The organism is Micromonospora salmantinae (assembly GCF_022230905.1).
In the GTDB taxonomy this organism is placed as follows: Bacteria; Actinomycetota; Actinomycetes; order Mycobacteriales; family Micromonosporaceae; genus Micromonospora; species Micromonospora salmantinae.
In genome coordinates this window covers 556,723-579,204 of record NZ_JAKKFG010000004.1, presented here as the reverse complement: position 1 = coordinate 579,204, position 22,482 = coordinate 556,723, and the positions used below count along the sequence as shown (strand labels likewise).

The window sequence follows — 22,482 nt, the reverse complement described above, 5'->3', positions numbered from 1 at the left end:
CAACCCCCCGTGAGGAGCGCTCATGACCATCTCGCAGCAACCACCCCCGGCGACCGCTGATCTCCCGCTCTCCCTGCAGCAGGAGTTCCTCCTGCTGTTCGACACGGGCGAGACCACCGGCCCGTTCGGGCCGCACTACCTGATCGCCGACGGTTGGCGAGTGCACGGCCGGATAGATGTGGACGTTCTCGATCTGGCGCTGGCGGACGTGATCGGGCAGCACGAGGCCCTCCGTACGTCGGTACTGCGCGGCGGCGAGCACGGGCAGCGGGTGTTGCCGGTGACCTCGCCGAAGGTGGACGTCCGCGACCTGCCCGGGGTCGACCCCGCCGACCGCGAGCGCCGCGCCGAGGAGCTGATCAACGAGATCGAGGCCGGCATGCTCGACGTGCACGACCTGCCCCTGCTGCGGGCCACGCTGGGGCGCTTCGACGAGACGGACTCGGTGCTGGTCCTCACCACGCATCACTCGGCGGCCGACGCCTGGTCGATGCAGATCATCCTGCGTGACCTGGCTCGCTCGTACGCCCAGCGGGCCGCCGGGGAGACACCCACCGCGGGCACGGCCCCGCAGTACCGCGAGTACATCGCCGCCCAGCACGACGAGGCGGACGCTCCACCGCTGGCGGCGGCCCGTGAGTACTGGCGGGACAAGCTGGCCGGCGGGCGGATCATGGTGACCGCGGCGGACCGGGAGTTGGCGGCCGACACCGTGCCGACCACCACCTGGCACCGCTTCGTCACCGACGCCGAACTCCGGTCGGCGACCACGGCCCTCGCGGCCGACACGCACACCTCACCGTTCATGGTGCTGTTGGCCGCCTTCTACGTGCTGGCGAGCCGCTGGACCGGCAGCACCGACCTGACCGTGCCGACGTTCACTCCCGGACGCGGGCACGGTCGGTTCCAGGAGACGGTCGGCTCGTTCTTCAACTTCGTTCCGCTACGGACCGACCTGTCCGACGCCACCACCTTCCGCGACGTGGTCACCCGGACCCGCGCCACCTGCCTCGGCGCGTACTCCCACGAGGTGCCGCTGCTGCACGTCCTGCAGGAGGCGCCCGAGCTGATGGCGTCGGTCGGGCCCGGCGTCGTGCCCTGCCTCTTCCAGGTCATCCAGCCGCCGTTCGTGATGGAGCGCGAGCGGGTGGGCGACCTGGAGTACTCGGCGGTGTGGCGGCGGGTCATCTCCCAGCCGGTCGGTTCCGACATGCCCGACGGCATCCTCTGGTCGCTGCATCTCGGCCCGTCCGACGACATCGTCGGCGCGATCGGGTTCAGCGCCCACCTGTTCGATCAGAAGACGATCGACGACCTCGTCGACCGTTATCTGCACCTGCTGCGCGAGCTGCTGACCCGGCCGGACGCGGCACTGACCACGATCGGGGGAGAACGGTGACAACGGGCCGGAAGGTGGGCGACCGTGTGGTCGTGCTCGGCGCCAGCCTCGGGGCGCTCCTCGCGGCGAAGGAACTAGCCGAGTCGTTCGACGACGTGGTGCTCGTCGACCGCGACGAGGTCGTGGACAACCCGACGTACCGGCGGGGAGTCCCGCACGGTCGGCACGCGCACGGACTGGTCGCGAAGGGCCAGCAGATCTTCGAACGGCAGTTCCCCGGCCTGATGGCCGACCTGGTCAACGCCGGCGTCAAGCCCGGTGACTTCAACGGCGACATCCAGTGGATCTTCGGTGGGCGGCGGCTCAAGCCGTCGACCTCCGGGCTGCTCTCGGTGCCCGCCACCCGACCCGTGCTCGAGTACCATCTGCGCAAGCGGGTGCAGGCCATTCCCAACGTCCGGTTCCTGCAGCAGCGCGACGTCCTCGGGCTGGCGGTCACCGCGGACGGCGCGACAGTGACCGGCGCGCGGATCCAGGCGCAGACACCCGGCAGCACTCCCGAGGTGCTCGACGCCGACCTGGTCATCGACGCCACCGGCCGGGGCTCGCGCACGCCGGCCTGGTTGGCGGAGCTGGGGTACGCGCGGCCCACCGAAGACAAGGTGAAGATCGACCTCGCCTACACGACGCGGCACTACCAGGCGCCGTACGACCCGTTCGGCAGCGATCTGGCGATCATCCCGGCGGCCACGCCGGCGCAGCCACGCGGCGCCTTCTTCTACCGCCTGCCCGGCGACGACAACCGGCTGGAGCTGTCGCTGACCGGCATTCTCGGCGACCATCCGCCCACCGATCCGGAGGGTTTCGCAGAGTTCGTCCGCTCGGTGCCGGTGCCCGAGATCGCCAAAGTGCTCGCCGACTGCGAGCCGCTCGACGACCCCGTGCAGTTCCGCTACCCGGCGAGCGTCCGACGCCGCTACGAGCACCTGACCCGGTTCCCGGATCGGTTCCTGGTGCTCGGCGACGCGGTGTGCAGCTTCAACCCGATCTACGCCCAGGGCATGACCGTGGCCGCTGTGGAGTCGGTGGTACTCGGCGGCCTTCTGCGCCAGGGCGCGATCCCGCACTGGCGGGAGTTCTTCCGTCGAATCGCCGCCGAGATCGACTCACCGTGGGACTTCTCGGCCAGCGCCGACCTCGGTTACGCGGGAGTTCAGGGTCGTCGCACCGCGAAGGTGCGCACGATCAACGCGTATGTCGCCCGGTACCAGCGGGCCGCAGTACACGACGCGGAACTGACCAACGGCTTCATCCGGGTGGCCGGGCTGATCGACCCGCCGACCAGCCTGCTCCGCCCCGACCGGATCGTCCGTGTGCTGCGCAAGGCCGGTCGGCCCGTACCGCCGCCGGCGCCGACCCTGGCGGCTGCCCCGGTCAGCCGGCCACAACCCGAGAGGTAGGACGATGCGCCCGTACCAGATCGACGTTCCACCGTCCGACATCGACGACCTGCGCCGACGGATCGCCGCGACCCGGTGGCCGGACGAGATCCCCGACGTGGGGTGGAGCCGTGGCGTGCCGGTCGGCTACCTGCGGGAGCTGGCCGAGTACTGGCACTCCGGTTACGACTGGGCCGCCACCCAGCGTCGGCTCAACGAGATACCGCAGTTCGTCACCGAGATCGACGGCGCCCAGGTGCACTTCCTGCATGTCCGCTCGCAGGTGCCGGGCGCCACGCCGCTGCTGCTCACGCACGGCTGGCCGAGCACCGGCTTCGAGTTCGTCGACATCATCGACGCGCTGGTCGACCCGGCCGCTCACGGTGGTGACGCGGCCGACGCGTTCCACGTCGTCGTCCCCACCATCCCGGGGTACGGCTTCTCCGGGCCGACCCGGCAGGCCGGCTGGGACACCGAGCGCGTCGCCCGGGCGTGGACCAGGCTGATGGCGGACCTCGGCTACGACAGGTACGTGGCCCAGGGCGGCGACTGGGGCTCACCGATCTCGCTGCGCGTGGGTCTGGCCGACCCGGAGCACGTACGCGGGGTGCACCTCAACATGTGCGTGACGTTCCCACCGCCGGACTTCACCGAGTTCGCCGAACTCAGCCCCGCCGACCAGGCGAAACTGGGCTTCGCGCTGGATTTCCAGCAGGACGGCATGGGCTGGCAGAAGATCCAGTCGACGCGACCGCAGACGCTCTCCTACGGGCTCACCGACTCCCCGGTCGGGCAGCTCGCCTGGATCGTGGAGAAGTTCAAGGAGTGGTCCGCCGCCGACAAGGCACCGGAGGACGCGATCAGCCGCGAGCACATCCTCACCACGGTCACGATCTTCTGGTTGACGGCGACCGCGGGATCGAGCGCGCAGCTCTACTTCGAGTCGACGCACCGCGACGCCGACTTCGCGCGGACCTGGGGTGGCCCGTGGCCGCTGGCCATGCCGGTCGGCGTGGCGGCGTTCCCGGAGGACGCGGTACGACCGGTGCGGCGCTTCGCGGAGGGCATCCTGCCGACGCTCGCGCACTGGTCGGAGTACGACCGGGGCGGTCACTTCCCCGCCCTTGAGCAGCCGGCTCTCCTGGTCACCGACCTGCGGACGTTCGTCCGTGGGCTGCCCAACTGACCAGCGGCGTCGGCGAGGGCGCGGGCCGGGCCACAGCGGGGTGGCCCGGCCCGCAGTCCCACCTCACATCTCGGTTCCGCCGATGTCCATGATGGGCCGAACCTCCATGGCGCCGCCCTCACTGGCGTCCGGCCACCGGGCCGCGATGTCGATCGCGCGCTGCTCGCTGTCGGTCTCGACGATCAGGTAGCCGGCCAGGTGCTCCTTGGCCTCGACGAACGGGCCGTCGGTGGTCACCGGGACGCCGCCGGTGACGCGGACGACCTTCGACTGCGACACGTCGGCCAGGACCTCGCCGCCGATCAGCTCACCGGACTCGGACAGCTCCTTGGTGATGGCGTCGATCTCGGCGTAGACCTTCATGGTCTCGGCTTCGGACCGTCCCGTGACAGTTGCGGGGTTCGCGTGGATCAACAGCATGTACTTCACGGAAGAACTCCTTCGCAGAGGCTGTGCCGGATCGGCATCCTTCATAGTGCAGTCGGAGCCGCGCCGCCAAATGTGTCATCGATCCACGGTTTTTCCCACTTTTCCCGCGAGCGGGCCGGTGTCCGGAGGGCTCAGACGAACGCCTCGTCGGCGAGTTCGGTGACCCGCTGCACGATGTTCATCTCGATCGGGTTGAACCGGTTCTTGGTCACCGCGACGGTGACTCCGGTCGCCCGGTCGGCGAACGCGGCGCTGCCGCCGATGCCCACCATGCCGAAGACCGTCGGTCGGTCCGACGGGTCGGAGGTGCCCGGCCAGCCCAGGCAGTAGCCGAGCGCCCAGGTCGAGGTGCCGCCGGTCATCTCGTCGTCGAGGCCGGCGGTGGCCAGCGTGGTGGCCTCGCGCAGCCGTTCCGGGGAGATCAGCCGTACGCCGTCCACCTCACCGGTGAGTGCCGCGTACATCTTCGCGATCGCCCGGGCGCTCATCGTGCCGGCGAACGGCATGTCCGAGGTCAGCACGTCCACCCTGTTGCCGAAGTCCGCGTTCGGCACGATCGCCGGCGGAACGGCCTTGAACAGCGGAAAATCCGGTGGCATCGAGGCGAACGCGGCTTTGCCCCCCGGGTCGTCGGTCAGTCGGGCCACCCGGCCGAGCTGCTCCTGCGGCACCCCGAAGAACAACTCGTCGGCCATCCCGATGGGCCCGGCGACGCGTTCGGCGAGAACTGTCGAGATCGGTTTGCCGGTGGCCCGGCGGACGACCTCGCCGATCAGGTAGCCGAAGGTGGCGGCGTGGTAGCCGACCCGCTCGCCGGGCGCCCACCAGGGCTCCATGTCGGCGATGAGCTGACACATGCCGTTCCAGTCGGTGAGCTGCTCGATCGTGGTGTCCGCGGGGACCGCCGGCACACCGGCCGAGTGTGTCAGTACGTGCCGGATCCGCACCTCGCCCTTGCCGTGCGCGGCGAACTCCGGCCAGAGGTCGGCGACCCGGGTGTCGTAGTCGAACACACCGTCGTCCACCAGCGCGTGCGCCACGGTGGAGGCCGCCGCCTTACCCGTCGACGCCGAGTAGAAGAGGGTGTCGGGCCGAACAGGTTGGCCGGCAGCCGTGTCCGCGACCCCTGCCACCACGTTGACCACCAGGTCACCGTTGCGATAGACGGCGACCTGCACGCCGTCCTCGACACCGTCGTCCACCAGCCCGTCGACCAGCACCTGCACCTGCTTCTGAAGATCGCTCATCGTCTGCCTCCTACCCGGTCGTCATGGCACTCGAAGCGTGCCCCTCACCTGTAGGTCGGAGCCACTCCCGGCATTTTGCCATCAAAGCCACTTTCTACTCAGATCCGACTCTCCGGAAACACGACGACGAAGGCCGGCCGTACTGACGTACGGCCGGCCTTCGGGTGTTGCGGGGTCTCAGGTGCGCGGGCCACCCAGGCGACGCACGATGTCCTCGCGGAGCCACTGCTTGGAGATCTTGCCGATCGGGGTACGCGGCAACGCGTCCACGAACTCGATCCGCTCCGGCCACTTGAACCGGGCCAGGCCGAACTCCTCCAGGTAGTGCCGGACGTCGTCGAGCGTCGGCAGCGGTCCGTCCGGGCGACACACCAGGTAGGCGCAGGCGCGCTCCCCCAGCCGCTCGTCCGGCATCGCCACCAACGCCGCGTCGACCACCAACTCGTGACCGAGCAGGATCCGCTCCACCTCCTCGGCGTTGACCTTCTCGCCGCCCCGGTTGATCAGGTCCTTGACCCGGCCCTCGATCGAGTAGGCGACCAGACCGTCCAGGTGGTGCGCGCGGACCAGATCGCCGCTGCGGTAGAACCCGTCGGGCGTGAACGCCGAGTCGGTGCCGACCGGCACGCCGAGATAGCCGGGCACTGTGTACGGACCGCGCGCGCACAGCTCACCGATTTCCCCCGGCGGCGTCGGCCGCAGCGTGCCGGGCTCCAGCAGGACCACCTCGTCCAGCGGACTGATCGGCACGCCCACAGTTGAGGCGCGCAGGTGCGGCGACGCGTCGCGTGGCGTGAACAGGAACAACCCCTCGGTCATCCCGAACGCCTGGGTGACGTGCACCCCGCGCGCCTCGATCGCGTCGAACAGCTCCCGGGGCACCTTCGCCGCGGTCAGCACGCAACTGTGGACACTGGCGAAGGCGCCGTCGAACCGTGGATGCCGCAGGTACTCGTTCATCAGGCCCGGCGGGCTCATGAACCAGGTGGCCCGCTCGTCGTCCATCAGGGCCAGCAGATCATCGGCGACGGGTGTGGCGAGCAGCAGCGCGGCGCCCACCGAGTGCGCGGCGTGCAACGCGTTGGTGGCACCGGCGTTGTGCACCAGGGGCAGGCCGAAACCGAGCCGATCCTGCGGGGTGAAACCCCACCAGCGGGCGGTGGCGACCGCGTTGTACCAGTATTCCGGGTGCAGCCGGGGGATCACCTTGGGTACGCCGGTGGTGCCACCGGAGAGCTGAAAGACGGCGGGCGCGTCGAGGTCGGTGTTCGCGTCGATCTGCGCCAGCCGGGCCGCCCGCGCGTCGGACAGTGGGCGGTCGACGAGATCCTCGATCCGTTCCTGACCGGACGCGCCGGGACGGCCCCCGATGGTGGCCAGCAGACGGATGCTCGGCACCAACCGGCGGATCTCGTCGGCGAACGCCACCAGGTCGAAGCCGCGCAGATCGGCCTGCACCAGGTGGGCCGAGGCGCGGGTCTGCCGCGCGATCTCCTCGATCTCGTGGCGCCGGTGGATCGCCAGCGTGCACACCGGGATCAGGCCGGCCTTGAGCAGGCCGTACCAGGTGGCCACCGCGAGAGCGCTGTTGGTGATCTGCAGGATCACCGACTCGCCCGGATGTAACCCGGCATCCAGCAGACCCGCGGCGATCACGTCGGAGTGCCGGTCGAGGTCGGCGTACGTCCACCGAACGCCCGGCGTGACGACCGCGACGCGGTCCGGGTGGGCGCGTACGGTCTCCCGCAGCGCCGCCGGAATCGTGCGTGGCTGCCACAGACCCTCGGCGCGATACCTGTCCGCGGCGGCAGCCGGGTACGGCACGGTGTCCCACCGCTGACGCGCGTCGGACGGCGGCAGTCTGTTGTCCTGCTCTGTGGTCATCGGTTCTCCTGAGCGCTACACGGGGACGGCGACGAGCAGACCGGTCGAGGCCGAGACCTCGCGTGTTTCGGCGAGCCGGAATCCGGCGCGGTCGAACACCGCCCCGAACTCGCGCTCGGTGCGCTCGCGCCCCGGATGCAGCGCGAGCATGATGATGTCGCGCAGCTTGCCGTCGTGCGGCTGGTCGTCCTCCGGGATGACGGCGTCGACGACGAACAAGCGGCCGTTCGGGTCGATCACCCGGCGCACGTTTGTCAACACGGTGACGACCTGCTCGTCGGTCCAGTCGTGCAGGATCATCGACAGGAGGTACGCGTCGGCGCCGCCGGGCACCGCGGTGAAGAAGTCCCCGCTCTCGACGGTCACCCGGTCGGCGACACCGGCCGCGTCGAGCACCGCGTCGGCGTGCGCGACCACCGCCGGCCGGTCCAGGAGCACCGCGGTCAGCGTCGGGTACGACCTCAGCAGAGTGGCCACCAGACTGCCGGTGCCACCGCCGACGTCACAGATCCGGCGCACACCGGAGAAGTCGTACGCGGCGACCGCCTGGGCGTGGAGTTGGCGGGAAAGATCACCCATCGCGTCGCGGAAGACCGCCGCCTGCTCGGGTCGCCGTTCGAGGTGGGCCCACCAGGACAGGCCGTAGATCTGTTCGAACGGTGGACGTTCGTCGCGCAGGCCGAGCGTGAGGGCCGTGAGGGCTGCCTGACGCTCGGGCAGCCCCCACAACCGGGCCCACGCGTCGAGCGAGCCCGGTGCGTCCGTGCGGAGGGTGTCGAGCAACGGCGTCGGACCGTAGACGCCCGGCGCAGGTTGCGCGACCACACCGACGCCGGCCAGCGCCCGCAGAATCCGGTGCAGGGCCTCCGGACGGGCGTCGACCTTCGCGGCCAGTGCCTCGACCGGCTGGGGCCCGTCGGCGAGCTGGTCGGCGATGCCCAGCTCGGCGACGGCGACCACCATCTGCGTGATCAGCGGCGCATGCAGGATCGCCATCATCCTGGTGTGCGGATCAGGCTCGGGCACGGTGGTCGTTCCCCTCTGTGGCTGCTACTTGACGTCGGCGGTCAGTTCGTCGGTCAGGTACTCGGCGACCGCCGCCACTGTCGGTCGGTTCCACAGCAGCGTCGACGGGACCGGCGTGCGGAACCGCCGCTCCAACCGCAGCTGGATAGCCACCGTCATCAGCGAGTCCGCGCCCAGCTCCGCCAGCGGCCGGTGCACGTCGAGGTCCTCCAACGGCAGGCGTACCTCACCGGCGGCCACCTCGCGGACCGCGGCGAGCACGAAGTCGCGCAACTCCGGACCGGACAGCGTCTGCCAGACCTGTTCCTCGGCGGTCTGCTCCTCCTCGGGACCGAGATCGATGAGCACCTCCTTGCGCACCGCCCCGAACCGGACGCCGGTGAACCGGGCGGCCAGGTCCCCGTCGAGGGTCCGCACCTCGACGTCGACCTCCACCTCGTCGTCGGACCCGGCGATCAGCCGTACCGCGATCAACGCCTTCGGGGGCGGCGGCAACACCAGCGTGGCCTCGGTCAGCCAGCCCGGCATCCGCAACAGCGGGTCGCCGGGGAAGATGACCGGCGCCACCGAGAGCGCGGCATCGGTGAGCGAGGCCCAGGTCCGCTCTGACTGACCGCCGGTGGGGTCCGCGACGACCGTCGCCAGCATCCCGGACGGGTGTCGGCGTACGGCTTCGACCTCCCACGGCCAGCCGATACCGACCACCCCGATCGCGGCGAGCCGGTCCCAGACACAGGAGGGGTCCAGCGTCTCCGGGTGAGCGGCGCGCAGCGTCTCCGGGTCGACCCGCTCGGCCGTCGGCGCCGCGTCGGCGATCTCGGCGCTGGCGTGGGTGAGCCAGGACTTGTCGTCCTGCTGAGTGGTGAGCCGGGAACTGAGCCGCACGGTGCCGTCCTGCCGGACGACCTGGATCTCGTGGGGCACCATCACGCCGATCGGCACCCGCAGCGCGACGTCGCGCAGCGGCGCGTTCTCGGCCGCCTGGAACAGTGTGTTGAGTGTCGCCGCCGCAGGGATCACCTCGGTGCCCAGCACCGCGTGCCCGCCGGGGTACGGCCGGTTCGTGTCGTCGAGGAACGTCCGCCACATCAGCACGGGCGTGGTGCCCTGCACGGCGGTACGGGCCCCGAGCAGGGTGTGGGTCTCGACGTCGTGCTCGAGGTTGGCCGCCGCGGGCCGGGCGCTGTCGATCCAGTATCGACGGTGCTGCCACTCGTTGGTCGGGGCGTCGACGAGGTCACCACCGGGTTGCAGGCTCGCCCAGTCAACCGGCACGCCCGCGCAGTGCAGGGTGCCGAGGTTCTCCAGCAGGGTCGGTCGCTGCGGGCGTTCCCGGCGCAGGCTGTGCGCGATGACGCCGTCCTCGACGCCGACCACGGCGAGGATGTCGATGACGGAGTGCTGCACGATCGGGTGTGCGGAGATCTCCAGGAAGACGCGGTGCCCGTCGTCGACCGCGGCGCGGATCGCCTGCTCGAAGCGCACCGGGTTGCGTAGGTTGGTCACCCAGTAGTCGGCCGACCGCTCCGCCGTGGAGCGCACCTCGGTCAGGGCGGTGGTGTACACCGGCACGGTGGCCGGCCGGCTGACCAGGTCGGCGAGGTCGGCTCGCAGGTCGTCGACCAACCCGTCCATCTGCGGGCTGTGGAAGGCGACGTCGGAGTTGACCCGCCGGACGACCAGGTTCTCGCTCCGCCAGCGGTCGGCGATCTCCTCGACAAGTGCGGACGGGCCACTGATCACGGTCGACGTGGGGGACGCCGCGACCGCCGCCGCGACCCCGGGGACGTCGGCCAGCCGGGCCGTGACCTTGTCGAACGGCAGGTTGACCATCGCCATGCCGCCCTGGCCGGCGACCCGACGCAGCAGCCGGGACCGGCGACAGACCAGGTGTGCCGCCTGCGGAAGGTCGAGCATGCCGGCCGCGACCGCGGCCGCGATCTCGCCGATCGAGTGCCCGACGATCGCCGCCGGACGCAGGCCGTAGCTCTGCCAGATCCGCGTGAGACCTACCTGGATCGCGAAGGTCATCGCCTGCACCCGGCCGACCTCGGTGAAGTCGTCCTCCAGCAGGGCTTCGTGGGGATCGAAGCCCAGCTCGGCGCGGAACACCGGCCCCAGCTCAGCCATCGTCTCGGCCATCGCCGGCTCACTGTCGAGCAGTTCCCGGCCCATCCCGACCCATTGCGCCCCGTGCCCGGAGAACACCCAGACCGCGTCGGCGGCGGCGCCGCGCGCGACCGTACCGGTGGCCACGCCCGCGGCGGCCGTGCCCGTGGCGAGCTTGCGGAGTCGGTTGACGAGTTCGGCGCGGTCCGCGGCGACGACCGCGGCGCGGGCGTTGAGCGGCTGCCGGCGGTGGGCCAGCGTGTGACCGATGTCGGCGAGGTCCGCGTCGGAACGCTCCACCCAGTCGGCCAGCGCGCCCGCGTTCGCGGCGACGCCGGCGAGGGTCGCGCTGGAGAGCGGATAGACCCGCTCGCTCTCGTCGACACTCGTCGGGACGCTCGGCTGCGCAACGGCGCTCGGCTCCTGCGGAGCCTCCTCGAGGATGACGTGGGCGATCGTGCCGCCGTAGCCGTAGTTGCCGGTGCCGGACCGCCGGGGGCCGTCGTTGTCCGGCCACGGCGTCAGCCTGTCGACCACTGACAGGCCGGAGGTCTCCCAGGGAATCTCGGTGTTCGGCACTGTGGCGGACAGCGTGGCCGGGATCGCGCCGTGCTGCATCGACAGCACCATCTTGATCAGTCCGGCGACACCGGAGGCGGCCTCCAGGTGCCCGATGTTGGTCTTGACCGAGCCGACCAGCAGCGGAGCCTCCGGTGAACGGTCGGCCCCGGCAACCGCGGACAGGGCGCCGATCTCCACGAGATCACCCAGCCCGGTGCCCGTGCCGTGCGCCTCCACGTAGTCAAGCGAGGCGGGCGACACACCGGCAGCCCGGCAGGCCCGGCGCACCAACTCCTCCTGCGCTTCCTGACTCGGCGCCATGATGCCGTTCGTGCGCCCGTCCTGGCAGACCGCGCTGCCTCGGATCAACGCGTGGATCCGGTCCCCGTCGCGCCGCGCCTGCGACAGCCGCTTCAGGGCGAGGACCCCGCAGCCCTCGCCTCGGCCGTAGCCGTCGGCGGACGCGTCGAACGCCTTGGACCGGCCGTCCGGCGCGAGCGCGCCGGCAGCCTCGAGCACCAGCAGGTACGCCGGACTGGCCACCAACATCACGCCGCCGGCCAACGCCAGGTCCGTCTCGCCGAGCCGGAGCGCCTGGCATGCCTGGTGAATGGCGACCAGCGAGGCTGAGCAGGCCGTGTCGACAGCGACGCTCGGGCCGCGCAGGTCCAGCACGTACGACAGCCGGTTCGCCACACCGCACATGGACGAGCCGATGCCCATCCACGCCTCCAGCCGGGGTAGGTCCTCCAGCATGCGGCGGCCGTAGTCATCGGTGCAGACACCCATGAACACGGAGGTGTCACTGCCGGCGAGCGACTGCGGCAGGATGCCGGCGTGCTCCAGCGCCTCCCAGGCCACCTCCAGGGTGATGCGCTGCTGCGGGTCGATCAGCTCGGACTCGCGCGGGGAAACCCCGAAGAACTCGGCGTCGAAGCCCGCCACGTCGTCGAGGTAGCTGCCGTACTTCAGGGCCCGCCGGGTCGCCGCGGCGTGCGCCGGGCTGATCGCTGCGTAGCCGTCCCACCGTTCCTGCGGCGCCTCGCGCAACGCATTGCGCTCGGCGACGAGGAAATCCCAGTACGTCTGCGGAGAGTTGATGCCGCCGGGAAAACGCAGACCCATCCCGACGATCGCAATCGGTTCATTGCGGTCGATGTCGACGGAACTCATACCCACCACTCACCCCTTTCGGGTCCGACCGAATCGGGTGGTCCCGGGAATCGACCGGATGAGGAGATTCCCGGGACCGCACTTCATCGTCACAGCCGATGGGAGACGCGCCATCTTCGAGAGTGCGGGCTGCACTCCGAAGGTGCGGTTTTTCGGCCCTTTACTTCAGGAGGTACGCGTGGATAATCGTGAGTTCCGTCTTGTTGCCGAGGCTGTCGGTGGCGCTGGCCCGCAGCGACACGAATCCGGTCGTCGCCGGATGCGTGACCGTCGCGGTGAAGCCGGCGGCGGTCTTCACCACGGGCGCCGACTGCCAGGTCGCGCCATCGTCGTACGACGCGTCGAGTGTCACGTTGCCCCACTCACCGAGGACAGCACCCTGCTGCGCCTGCAGGTACAACGGGATCTTGAACCGCTGACCGGCTGCCGCCCGGTTCTGCTGATCGAGCGCGGGCGCGAAACGCAGCGCCGCCATGGGTAGCGCCGCCTCGTTGGCCGGGCCGCCCGCGACGTGCCCGGACCGGAACGTCCAGGCGCCCCGCACCTCGGTCGAGAACGGCGAGGTGTCCCGGGTGGACCGGGTCTCCAGGCGGTAGGTGGCGGTCCCCGGTGGCACCGTGAAGATTCCGAACTCGGAGTCCTGGGAAATCAGCGGCTGCCCGTTGCGGAACATCCGCATTTCCTCGGCCAGGGTGCCAGAAAATCCGAAGTGGTCGGGATTCTGGTCGGAAAAGTGCGGAATTTCGAAGTTCATCTGGTCGCCGAAACGGCCACACCACACCACGGGCAGCACCGGGCTGGTGGCGAAGGCCGGCCCGAATGGCCCGACGTTCCACTTCTCGGTACGGGTGCTGCCGGCGATGCCGGCTTGTCGGGGCAGGTCGGCGATCTGCCAATTGAGGTTGTTGTCCGCATCCAGTTCGTACACGTCCTCGAAGAACGCCGCGCCGGGTGAGGTGAATTCGGTGATGGTCGCCGGTGGCTGCACGTACGCCGAATAGAGCTTGCGGTTGACAGCGCCGGGCACCTGCGCGGCGATGACGTTTCGCACCTTGGCCAGATCGGCGTCGTGGAACACGCGGTGCAGGTTCGCCGGTACCGTGCCGTCCTCGCTCCACTGCAGGTGGTACTGGTACGGCGAGCCGAGGAAACCACCGTTACCGTCCGGTTTGCCCAGGTGCGCGGCGACGGTGAAGGTGAACTGGCCGGCGGCGGCCGTCCGTGACGGGCGGACGCGGATCTCATCCTGTGGGCCGTGCACAGTGGAGCCGGCCGCCGCGGCGCCGGTCTGGCGGCTGGGCATCACGTCGAGGATGCCGGTGGCGCCGCGCCGGTCCAGGCCGAACGTGAGCGGTTTCGCGTCGCGGGCGTCGAAGGTCAGCGCCAGGTCTCCGGTCGCCGCGATGTCCGGCTCCACGAAGAAGTCGAACGGCACCACGTCGGTGGTGCTGGCACCGCTGACGCCCGCCTCCAGGTAGTAGTGGCCGGCGGGAACGGTCACGGTGGTGGTACCGGACTCGTGGTAGCCGCTGTATTCCTGCCGCGAAACCGTGTCGAAGAGGCTGACGAAGTAGTCGGCCGTCGGGATGCCCCGCCGGTCCAGGAAGGTGAACGTGAGCGTGACACCATCCGTGGCGACCGCCTGGCGCTTCACGGCGCGGCGCGGCAGATCGGCGGCGCGGGCGTCGGAGACCCCGGACCGGGCCAGCGCCGACACGGCGAAGAGTCGCTCGTCGAGCCGCCCCGACGCGACCCGCGCGAGCTGGTCGGCGGGCACGACGTACAACTCGCCGTCCTGCCGGTACTGCCGGAACGGGGTGCCCACGCGCCCGGGCGCCGGGGTGATGGCGACGACGCGCTCCCGGTCGAGCGCCACCTTGTCGCCGGTCACCAACGTGACAGTGCCGGTGCGTGCGGGCGAGGGCGCCGGGGTCGACCGCGCGGGCGCGGCCCGCCCAGGCCCCGGTACGCCGAGGGCCAGGACGGTGCACAGGGCGACACCGCCCGCACCGAGCCGTGAGATCAGTCGGTTCATCGTTTGGTGCTCCTTTGCGTCGCGCTGACGTCCTGCGGCTCGGCCCGGTCGGCGGAACGGGCGTCGTCGGCGGGCGCCGTGGCGTACCCCAGTTCCAGTGCGGAGATCGGAGCGTTGAAGACGTGCCGCAGGCGCAGGGCCGGACGCTCGACCACGTAGTAGCTGACCAGCGTGAAGAGCGCCGTGCCGACGATCACGTAGAGGACGAAGCCGACCAGCTCGCCGAAGGGCAGCGTGGGTCGGGCGTCGTTGAGCCCGAGCGGTTGGTTGCCGAAGATCGTCCCGTACTGGAAGTAGTAGTACATGACCGGGACGTTCCACAGGTAGACGCCGTACGAGAGGCGGCCGATGTAGCGGATCGGCGGGTTGGTGAGCACGGCGTCCATGAACCGTGAGCGCACCTCGGGCACTGTCAGTGGGACGACCGCGAGCAGGCCGAAGGCGAAGAACAGGACGTACTCCACCAGGTGCTGAGCCATCGCGGGCCAGGTGCCGACCACGACCTGCGGGGCGAACGGCTTGGGGATGTAGAGCAGCAGTGCCGCGAGAGCGCCCAGCCACCACAGCATCGGGTGCTTGGCGACCGCGCGGTGCAGGGTCGGCACCACGCCTGTCACGTCCCGGTACGCGGAGAGCGTCGCGAGTGCCATGCCGGCGGCGAAGAACCCGGCGTAGCCCAGCGGCCAGAAGACGAAGTAGTAGGTGTGCTCGGCCTGCGACGGCAGGTAGCAGAAGACCGTCCAGGCGGTGCCGATCACGGTCATGAGCACGAACGGCACGATGATGCGGCGGGCCCGCGCGGCCGGGTCGGCGCCCCGGCGGGCGCTTCGGTTGATCAGCCAGGCCAGGATCGGCAGGGCAAGGTAGTACGACATCTCGACCGGCACGGTCCAGGTGTGCTCCATGCCCGGCCACCACTGTGCCATCTCCGGCGTGAACCAGTAGTGCAGCAGGATGAACGGCTTGATGACCTCCCACGCGCCGTCGACGGCGGAGAGGTTGAGGGTGAACATGACCACGAGCGTGAGCAGGTAGAAGGCGGGCAGCAGGCGCAGCGCCCGGCCCACGATGAACGGGCCGGCCGCGGGGCGGGGGGTGCCCGCGATGATGGCGCGCGCGAACGGCCGGTAGAGCAGCAGGCCGGACAGGACGAAGAACGGCGGAAGGAAGATCCGGAACGCCGGCACGAGGCTTCCCAGGATGGGAACACCCTCGTGGCCGGGCAACTCGCTGATGCCGGACTGGTAGCCGATGTGGTAGATCACCACGAAGATCGCGCAGATGCCGCGGAGGCCGTCGTATCGCGCGTACCGCCGCTTGTGCTGTGTGCCGATTTCGGCGTCGGAGTGCGTCGCCTCGGTCGCTGTCATTACACGCTCCCCTCACGATTGCCTGACAAACGCCCTACGTGTTGCGTGGGCCATCCGCGGCGCAGCCGAAGATCGCCCACCGGCCCGCCCCCCCTGACCGGACGGTGGGTGGAGATGATCGAACGCCTCCATGCCCGGACGCCGCCGGGCATGAGGTCGTGAGTCGTTCGAGAGCGGAAAGTTCAGGCAGTTATTTTTCAGGCGATCATCCGCGGCTGCATCTTCCAGATTGCTGGATTCCCAGCAACCTGTCCGAAGTGGACGACGGATCGCCGCTGGGCGTGTGCAGCGCAACGTCAGAGGTGCTTCGGCCCCGCGCCGGGTGGCAACCTGTCGGGCAGCCGGCGCGTACGCGCCTTGCCGCTGACCTGGACACGGCCGAGACGGGACGGGCACATGACCGAAACCGCGGAAATCACCTTCAACGAGCTGCTCGGCTCGTACCGAGACGCAGCTCCCCACCGGATCGACGACGCCTTCCACGACCTGGTCGACGCACTCTGGACCGACGGCGCGGCCCGGCCCGCGGCGGTGTCGGCCGTACCGGAACTGATCGGCGCACTGGACAGCGTCGACGCCGACCGGCGGGGCTACCTGCTGGTGCTGCTCGGGCTGCTCGCCGAGGCTGAGCACCCGGCGACGGACGGGCCGGTGACGACGGCGGTGCGCGAGGGCATCGACGGCTACCTCGACGCGGCCCGCGGCGCCACCGAGCCCGACGCGCCGCTCACCCTCGCGCTGCTCTACCTCCTGGCGCACTTTCCCACCGACCGGGCGCGGATCCTCGACGCAACCCGGCACCTCGGGCTAGACGCCCCCGACCGCACCCGGCTGGAGCGCGCCCTCGACACGCTCGACGAGGCTGACCCGAACATCGGGCGGGCCTGGCCGTCGCCGGCCGAGTGGAACATCAGCGAGGCGGAGCGCGAGTTCGACAGGCGGTGGATCCGCGCCCTGACCCCCACCCAGATCCGGACGACCTGGGACGGCGACACCCGCTCGGTGCTGGCCACGATGGGGGCCAAGGCGCTGTGGGCGCAGGGCAACGGAAAGCCCGCAGCGGCCGTCGACCCGAGCCCGCACAACCTGGTCGTGGACACCAACCCCCGCGACCTCGACCCGGCCGCCTTCGAACGGCACCGCGAGGTGCTGAAATGCCCGGCCTGCCGGGGGTCGCTGACCTTCGACACCACTGTCGCGCGGTGCGGGCAGTGCGACGCCGCCTACGGGATAACCCACGGCGTGCTCGACCTGTCCCAGCGGCTGCGCCCCGGCGCCGGCAAGAGCGACTCCAGTGACGACGCCGAGGCCGACGTGCTGCAGAACGCGGCGGTGCTCGCCGGCATCGGCTTTCACTACGAGCAGGGCATGCGTCCGAACTTCCTGCGCATCATGGGCCGCAACTGGTCCGGGGAGGTCACGCCGACCGACGAGGACGAGTACATCGCCGCCCACCTCTGGCATCGGGGCGGCACCGTGCTCGACCTGGCCGCCGCCGCGGGCCGCTGGACCGCCGTCGTCTGCGAGGCGGTCGGCAGCGAGCGGGTCCTCGCACTGGACCTGAACGAGGCGATGCTCTACGACCTGCGCAGCAGGTTGACCGAGGTGCCGGCCGTCCGCGGCGACGCGCTCGACCTGCCGTTCCCCGACGCCAGTCTCGACGCTGTCAACTTCTGGAACGCGTTGCAGGCGGTGCCCGACGCCGGTCGGGCGATCGCCGAGATCGGCCGCTGCCTGCGCCCCGGCGGCACCCTCACGCTCATGACGTTCCGCTGGGACGACTCACCGGTTTACCGCTACTACCAGCGGTCGCACCACTTCCCCGCCCGCCCGGACGGGTTCGTGCTCTTCGAGATCGACGAAATCAAGCAGTGGCTCGACGACGCCGGCCTGACCATCATCGCCGAGTCGTACCCGGGCACGTTCGTCTTCGTCACCGCCGAACGCCGCCCGTCCTGACGGTCGGCGGCCCGACATGGAAAGTGGGAGAGGGATGGAGAACACCACAACCGCGCCGATCGACATCGCGACGATGTACGACGAGTCGACGCCGATGTCCAACGCGTTCAACGACGGGCAGGTTCATCTCGCGTACTGGTACGACGCGGTGGACGAGGCGTCCATGCGGGAGGCGTCACAGCGGATCACCCGCCGGGTCGGCGAATCCCTCGGCCTGCGTCCCGGCCAACGGGTCCTCGACATCGGCTGTGGCCTGGGCACGCCCGCGCTCGAATTGGCGAGCGACTACGGCGTCACAGTGGTCGGCATCAACATCAGCACGGTGCAGGTCGAGGAGGCGACCAAGCGCGCCGTCGCGGCGAACCTCGGTGACTCGGTCACCTTCCAGCACGGCGACTGGAACACGCTCGACTTCCCCGACGCGTCGTTCGACGCGATCGTCGCGATGGAAACCCTGCTGTACGCCACCGACCTGGACCGGGTGCTACGCGGTCTGTTTCGCGTCCTGCGGCCCGGGGGCCGGCTGACGCTGACCGAGACGACCCGTGAGAGCAGCATGGGGATCGAGGAGGCGGCCGAGTTCGCGGCGACGTTCAACGCGCAGTTCCTCAAGTCGACAGCGGAGTGGGTCGAGGCGTTGACCGTCGCCGGGTTCGAGTTCCACGAGTACCTGCAGTGCGGGCCGCGGGTCTTCGGCAAGGGACCAAAGTACGTGGCCGAGGCGGAGAGCCAGCGCACCCACCTCACCGAGAAGTTCGGCGCCGAGGCGGTCGACGAGCTGGGCAAGGCGCTCGGTTACTACTTCGAGGCCGGGGCGGGCAAGGTCGGCTACGCCGTCATCACCGCCGGACGGCCACTCGGATGAGGAGGCCCGCGTTGACCGATCCAGGATTCCCCCCGGTGCCCGAGCCGGATCTCACGCCGGCCGACCTGATCGCCCGCGCCGAGGCGATGGTTCCCCAACTACTGGCCCGGCAGTCCGAGGTGGAGCGTCGGACGTTCTACGGTGAGGACGTCCACGAGATGTTCCGGGACGCGGGCTTCTACCGGATCACAGTGCCCCGGCGCTACGGCGGGTACGAGTTCGAGTTCGAGACGTTCCTGCGGGTGGTGATGATCCTGGCCCGAGGCTGCCCGTCGACCGCCTGGATGTTCTGCCTCGGCGCGGCCCACTCGCTGGTGACGGCGATGCTGTTCGAGGAGAAGGCGCAGGACGAGTTGTTCCGGGGCGGTGACTTCATCGCACCGGCGGTGATCGCCCCCGGCGGGACCGCCACCCGCTCCCCCGACGGTGGCTGGATCATCGACGGAACGTGGAACTACTGCTCCGGCATCCCCTACGCCACCCACTTCATCGGCCACGCCATGGTCGCCGGCGACGACGGCGAACCACCCCATCCGCTGCTGTTCATCGCACCGCGGGGCACCTGGACCCGTCTCGACGACTGGGGCGGGCAACTGGGGCTCAAGGGCAGCGGCTCGCACAGCGTCCGCTTCGACCGGGCCGAGATCCCGGACCACTTCGGCCTCGAGCACACCCACCTGGGCGAGGTCTCGGTGACGTCCGGGACCAGTGGGAGCGCGCTGCACGCCCACCCGCAGTACGGCGGGGCGCCGATGAGCTCGATGTGTCTGGAAGGCGCCACACTCGGGGTCGGGATCGCGCAGGGCGCGCTGGAGGCGTACGGCGAGGTCCTCTCCACCCGCAAGACCTCGACGCCACCGATCACCCTGCGCGTCGACGATCCGGACTACCAACGGTGGTTCGGTCAGGCCACGGCCATGATCTCGGCCGCCGAGGCGATCACGTTGAGCGCGATCCGCCAGTGGCACGACCTGACCACCCGCGAACCGGCCGCCTTCACCCTGGAGGAGGACCTGCGGATCGCGATGATCTGCCGCGAGGCGGCGGAACTGGCCTGGCGCGGCGTCGAGGCCGTCATCCAGCCCACGGCCGGGACCAGCTCGGTCACCGGCGACGGGCGCCTGGAGCGAGTCTGGCGTGACCTGTCCACCTGTCACAGCCACGCGGGCTTCGCGGTACTCCTGACGACGGCTCTCCCCCGCGTCTACACCCAGGCGCACTTCGGTCGGCTCACCGCCTGACCTCCCCCACCGACGAACGACGAATGGCCGGACGCGTCCGGCCATTCGTCGTTGCCGCCATCGTCGACCACCAGCCGCCGGTACGGGCCCGCCGGACACGACGAGAGCCGCCCCGGGGGTCGGGGGGCGGCTCTCGTCGTTTGTGGGTGCGGGGCCCCTCAGGCGGGAGCGGGGTACGTGACGACCTCGGTGCCGTCCGGCGTGTGCCGGCGCTTGGCCATCCGTTCGATGATCCAGTGTGCGACCACCAGGTTGAGGACCCAGCCGAGCCAGTTGGCGAGTTCGACGATCACGCTGATGGCCAACGGCATCGTGGGCCAGATGGTGAACATGCCGACCAGGATGCGGCCCCAGGTGGTGCCCAACGCCAGCGCGAAGCTGTACGCCATCCAGCGGCGGTGCTCGGCGTAGCGTCCCTTGCGGACCATCACCAGACCGGTGATGGTCGTGGCGAGCCAGGCCACGCCCATCGTGACGATGCCGATGCTGCCCTGGTGGTCGGCGCGCAGCGGGATCAGGGTGAACACGCCCAGGGCGGCCGACGGGAGGGCCCCGCCGAAGATGTAGACGCGGCCGCTGATCCGGTGGACCTTCGGGTGGTTGCGGCGCAGCCAGCCCCAGAACTGGAGGAACACCGTGATCATCGCGATGTTCCCGGTGATCACGTGCGCGACGACCAGGCTGTAGTGCACCGGGACGCCGGGGTCGAGGATGCTGCGGCTGTTGGCCGAGTCCGTGCTGAAGTAGCGCGGGAACGCGTACAGCAGGTTGAAGACGACGGCGCCGGCGAGGACGACGAGCCACAGGTAGGGCTGACGCCAGATCGACGACGACGGGGCCGACGGTGGGACCGATGGTGATGGTTCGGTCGCCTCGTGCGTCGGCGACCGGCCCACCCGAATGGTGGCTTTCTCCGCGTTCTGCGTCATGGAGGGGTCCCTCGGGTCGTAGGTCGTCAAGGGGTTGGCGGATCGCCTGATTCACGGGATCGCCGGCGCTCCCCGAGGGGGCGGGGAACGCCGGCGAATCTTCCACCCGTTAATCGCCTACGACTCTGGCACCCGTCGAAATCGGTCGTCATCTCCGAGGATGCGGTATGCACGACCGCTCGTGTGGGTTGCTCAGGAGGGCGAGATGTTGCCGTTGAGCTTGAACAGGTTATTCGGGTCGTACGTGCGCTTCAGCTCCACCAGCCGCGCGTACGTGGCGTCGGGGTAGGCCTCGTGGATGCGCTCGGCGGCATCGTCGTAGAGGAAGTTGACGTAGCTGCCGCCACCCGGACGCTGAACGACCTTGGCGAACTCGTCGACCCAGGCGCGGTGCTCGGCGGCCTCCTCCGGCTTCTCGAACACGACAGCCGCCGTAAACATGATCTTACGGTCGCGGTGCGCGAACGCGGTCGCGTCGGACGGCACCCGGGCCATCGCCCCACCGAGCGGACGCAGCTGGGCGACGGGCATGCTCGCCGACGAGGTCTGCAGCGTCTCCAGGATCCGACCGGCCGTGGCCACGTCGACCTCGTCGACGAAGTTGGTCCGGCTGAACGTCAGCGGGTGGTAGTTCGGGTCCTCCGGCTGGTAGATGCCACTGAAGGGCATCGGCTGGACCATGTCGACCAGCACACCCAGCTCACGGATCGGCGCCAGGACCTTCGCGCCCTCCTCCGGGTCACCGGCGTAGACGATGATCGCGAGGATCACCAGCTGACCGACCGCCTCCTCGGGCACGCCGGGCATCGGGGGCGCCGGCATGATGTTGATGATGCTCGACAGCTCGTCGGGCGCCTCCAGCGAGATGCGCAGGTATTCCGCCACGACCTCCGGGGTCGCCGGCAGCACCAGCAGGCCGCCGAGCACCGTCGGCACGGAGTGCAGCCGGTAGCGGAACTTCGTGACGACACCGAAGTTGCCGCCGCCGCCACGAATCGCCCAGAACAGGTCGGGGTGGTTGTCGGCGTCGACAGTGAGGTGCCGGCCGTCCGCGGTCACCACGTCGGCGCCGATCAGGTTGTCGATGGTCAACCCGTGCGCGCGGACCAGATAGCCGATGCCACCGCCGACGGTCAGGCCGCCCAGGCCGACCGAGGCGGTGTCGCCGAAACCGGTGACCAGGCCGTGCTCGGCGGCCGCCTCGGTGTATGCGCCGGCGAGCACACCGGGCTCCGCCCAGGCGGTACGACTGTCGGCGTCGATCTCCAACGCGTTCATGTTCGAGAGGTCCAGGACGATCGCGTCGTCCCAGACGCCGTAGAGGCTGTGGCCGCCACTGCGAACCGCGAGCGGCAACTCCGACCCGCTGGCCACCGAGACGACATGCGCAACGTCGGCGGCGTTGACCGCCTTGACGATCACGGCGGGTCGCCGATCGACGCCACCCTGGAAAATCGTGCGGGCCTGGTCGTAACCGGGGTCGCTCGGCTCGATCACCTCGCCGACGACGCCCGCACGCAGCTGCGCGGCCACGGCGGTAGCCGTGTCGGTCGGCGCCACGATCTCGTCCTGCATGGAAGATACCTCCTGGTTATGGCGGTGCGGTCCCACCAGGGCCGCGTACCCTTTCGCAGTGAAGTCGGAGCCGTACCTCGTTTTTCGACATTGCCGCCGGTAATCAGCAACGTTC

Annotated in this window: 15 protein-coding genes; 6 read left to right on the top strand and 9 right to left on the bottom strand. The window is 70.1% G+C overall.

The window, feature by feature from the left end; translation table 11 throughout:
* Positions 1–22 precede the first annotated feature (22 nt).
* From PSH03_RS04885 to PSH03_RS04875, 3 genes are read left to right on the top strand one after another with little or no spacing between them, the layout of a single operon-like run.
* Positions 23–1,399 carry a condensation domain-containing protein gene (locus PSH03_RS04885; protein ID WP_238688387.1) on the top strand — a complete coding sequence of 459 codons (1,377 nt, stop codon included), beginning with the start codon at positions 23–25 and terminating at the stop codon, positions 1,397–1,399.
* Positions 1,400–1,413: 14 nt separating this feature from the next.
* Entirely contained in the window at positions 1,414–2,799 is a 1,386-nt protein-coding gene (locus PSH03_RS04880) for an FAD-dependent oxidoreductase (protein WP_238688386.1), read from the top strand.
* Positions 2,800–2,803: 4 nt separating this feature from the next.
* The gene (locus tag PSH03_RS04875) at positions 2,804–3,964 is read left to right on the top strand and encodes an epoxide hydrolase family protein (RefSeq protein ID WP_210780603.1); all 1,161 of its coding nucleotides are present in this window, start codon (positions 2,804–2,806) and stop codon (positions 3,962–3,964) included.
* Between the two features lie 63 nt (positions 3,965–4,027).
* Here PSH03_RS04875 and PSH03_RS04870 read toward each other — a convergent pair whose 3' ends face one another.
* The 7 genes from PSH03_RS04870 to PSH03_RS04840 all read right to left on the bottom strand — a co-directional run bounded on the left by PSH03_RS04870 (position 4,028) and on the right by PSH03_RS04840 (position 15,798).
* Entirely contained in the window at positions 4,028–4,384 is a 357-nt protein-coding gene (locus PSH03_RS04870; RefSeq protein ID WP_210780711.1) for a YciI family protein, read from the bottom strand.
* A 140-nt stretch (positions 4,385–4,524) separates the two neighbouring features.
* Positions 4,525–5,640, bottom strand: coding sequence for a serine hydrolase domain-containing protein (locus PSH03_RS04865; protein ID WP_210780604.1), 1,116 nt, complete (start codon positions 5,638–5,640; stop codon positions 4,525–4,527).
* Positions 5,641–5,817: 177 nt separating this feature from the next.
* Positions 5,818–7,524 (bottom strand): AMP-binding protein, encoded by a 1,707-nt coding sequence (locus tag PSH03_RS04860; RefSeq protein ID WP_238688385.1) that lies wholly within the window; start codon positions 7,522–7,524, stop codon positions 5,818–5,820.
* A 15-nt stretch (positions 7,525–7,539) separates the two neighbouring features.
* Positions 7,540–8,520, bottom strand: a complete 981-nt coding sequence (locus tag PSH03_RS04855) for a methyltransferase (RefSeq protein ID WP_210780606.1) — start codon at positions 8,518–8,520, stop codon at positions 7,540–7,542.
* A 54-nt stretch (positions 8,521–8,574) separates the two neighbouring features.
* On the bottom strand, positions 8,575–12,393 hold the full coding sequence (locus PSH03_RS04850; protein WP_238688446.1) for a type I polyketide synthase: 3,819 nt from the start codon (positions 12,391–12,393) through the stop codon (positions 8,575–8,577).
* A 160-nt stretch (positions 12,394–12,553) separates the two neighbouring features.
* The gene (locus tag PSH03_RS04845) at positions 12,554–14,428 is read right to left on the bottom strand and encodes a hypothetical protein (RefSeq protein WP_210780608.1); all 1,875 of its coding nucleotides are present in this window, start codon (positions 14,426–14,428) and stop codon (positions 12,554–12,556) included.
* Positions 14,425–15,798 (bottom strand): acyltransferase family protein, encoded by a 1,374-nt coding sequence (locus PSH03_RS04840; protein WP_210780609.1) that lies wholly within the window; start codon positions 15,796–15,798, stop codon positions 14,425–14,427. Before PSH03_RS04840 ends, PSH03_RS04845 begins: the two co-directional genes overlap by 4 nt.
* Positions 15,799–16,194: 396 nt before the next feature.
* Here PSH03_RS04840 and PSH03_RS04835 point away from each other — a divergent pair, with 396 nt between their 5' ends.
* Genes PSH03_RS04835 through PSH03_RS04825 form a run of 3 tightly spaced genes read left to right on the top strand, consistent with a single transcriptional unit; the run spans position 16,195 to position 19,863 of the window.
* Entirely contained in the window at positions 16,195–17,757 is a 1,563-nt protein-coding gene (locus tag PSH03_RS04835) for a class I SAM-dependent methyltransferase (protein WP_210780610.1), read from the top strand.
* Between the two features lie 34 nt (positions 17,758–17,791).
* Positions 17,792–18,622, top strand: coding sequence for an SAM-dependent methyltransferase (locus tag PSH03_RS04830; RefSeq protein ID WP_210780611.1), 831 nt, complete (start codon positions 17,792–17,794; stop codon positions 18,620–18,622).
* Positions 18,619–19,863: an acyl-CoA dehydrogenase family protein gene (locus tag PSH03_RS04825; protein ID WP_210780612.1), complete on the top strand. Its 1,245-nt coding sequence runs from the start codon at positions 18,619–18,621 to the stop codon at positions 19,861–19,863. Before PSH03_RS04830 ends, PSH03_RS04825 begins: the two co-directional genes overlap by 4 nt.
* A 158-nt stretch (positions 19,864–20,021) precedes the next feature.
* Here the strand turns inward: PSH03_RS04825 and PSH03_RS04820 are convergent, their stop codons facing one another.
* Together PSH03_RS04820 and PSH03_RS04815 are read right to left on the bottom strand one after the other, a co-directional pair.
* Positions 20,022–20,792: a DUF2306 domain-containing protein gene (locus PSH03_RS04820; RefSeq protein ID WP_210780613.1), complete on the bottom strand. Its 771-nt coding sequence runs from the start codon at positions 20,790–20,792 to the stop codon at positions 20,022–20,024.
* A 192-nt stretch (positions 20,793–20,984) separates the two neighbouring features.
* On the bottom strand, positions 20,985–22,367 hold the full coding sequence (locus tag PSH03_RS04815; protein ID WP_238688383.1) for an FAD-binding oxidoreductase: 1,383 nt from the start codon (positions 22,365–22,367) through the stop codon (positions 20,985–20,987).
* Positions 22,368–22,482 lie beyond the last annotated feature (115 nt).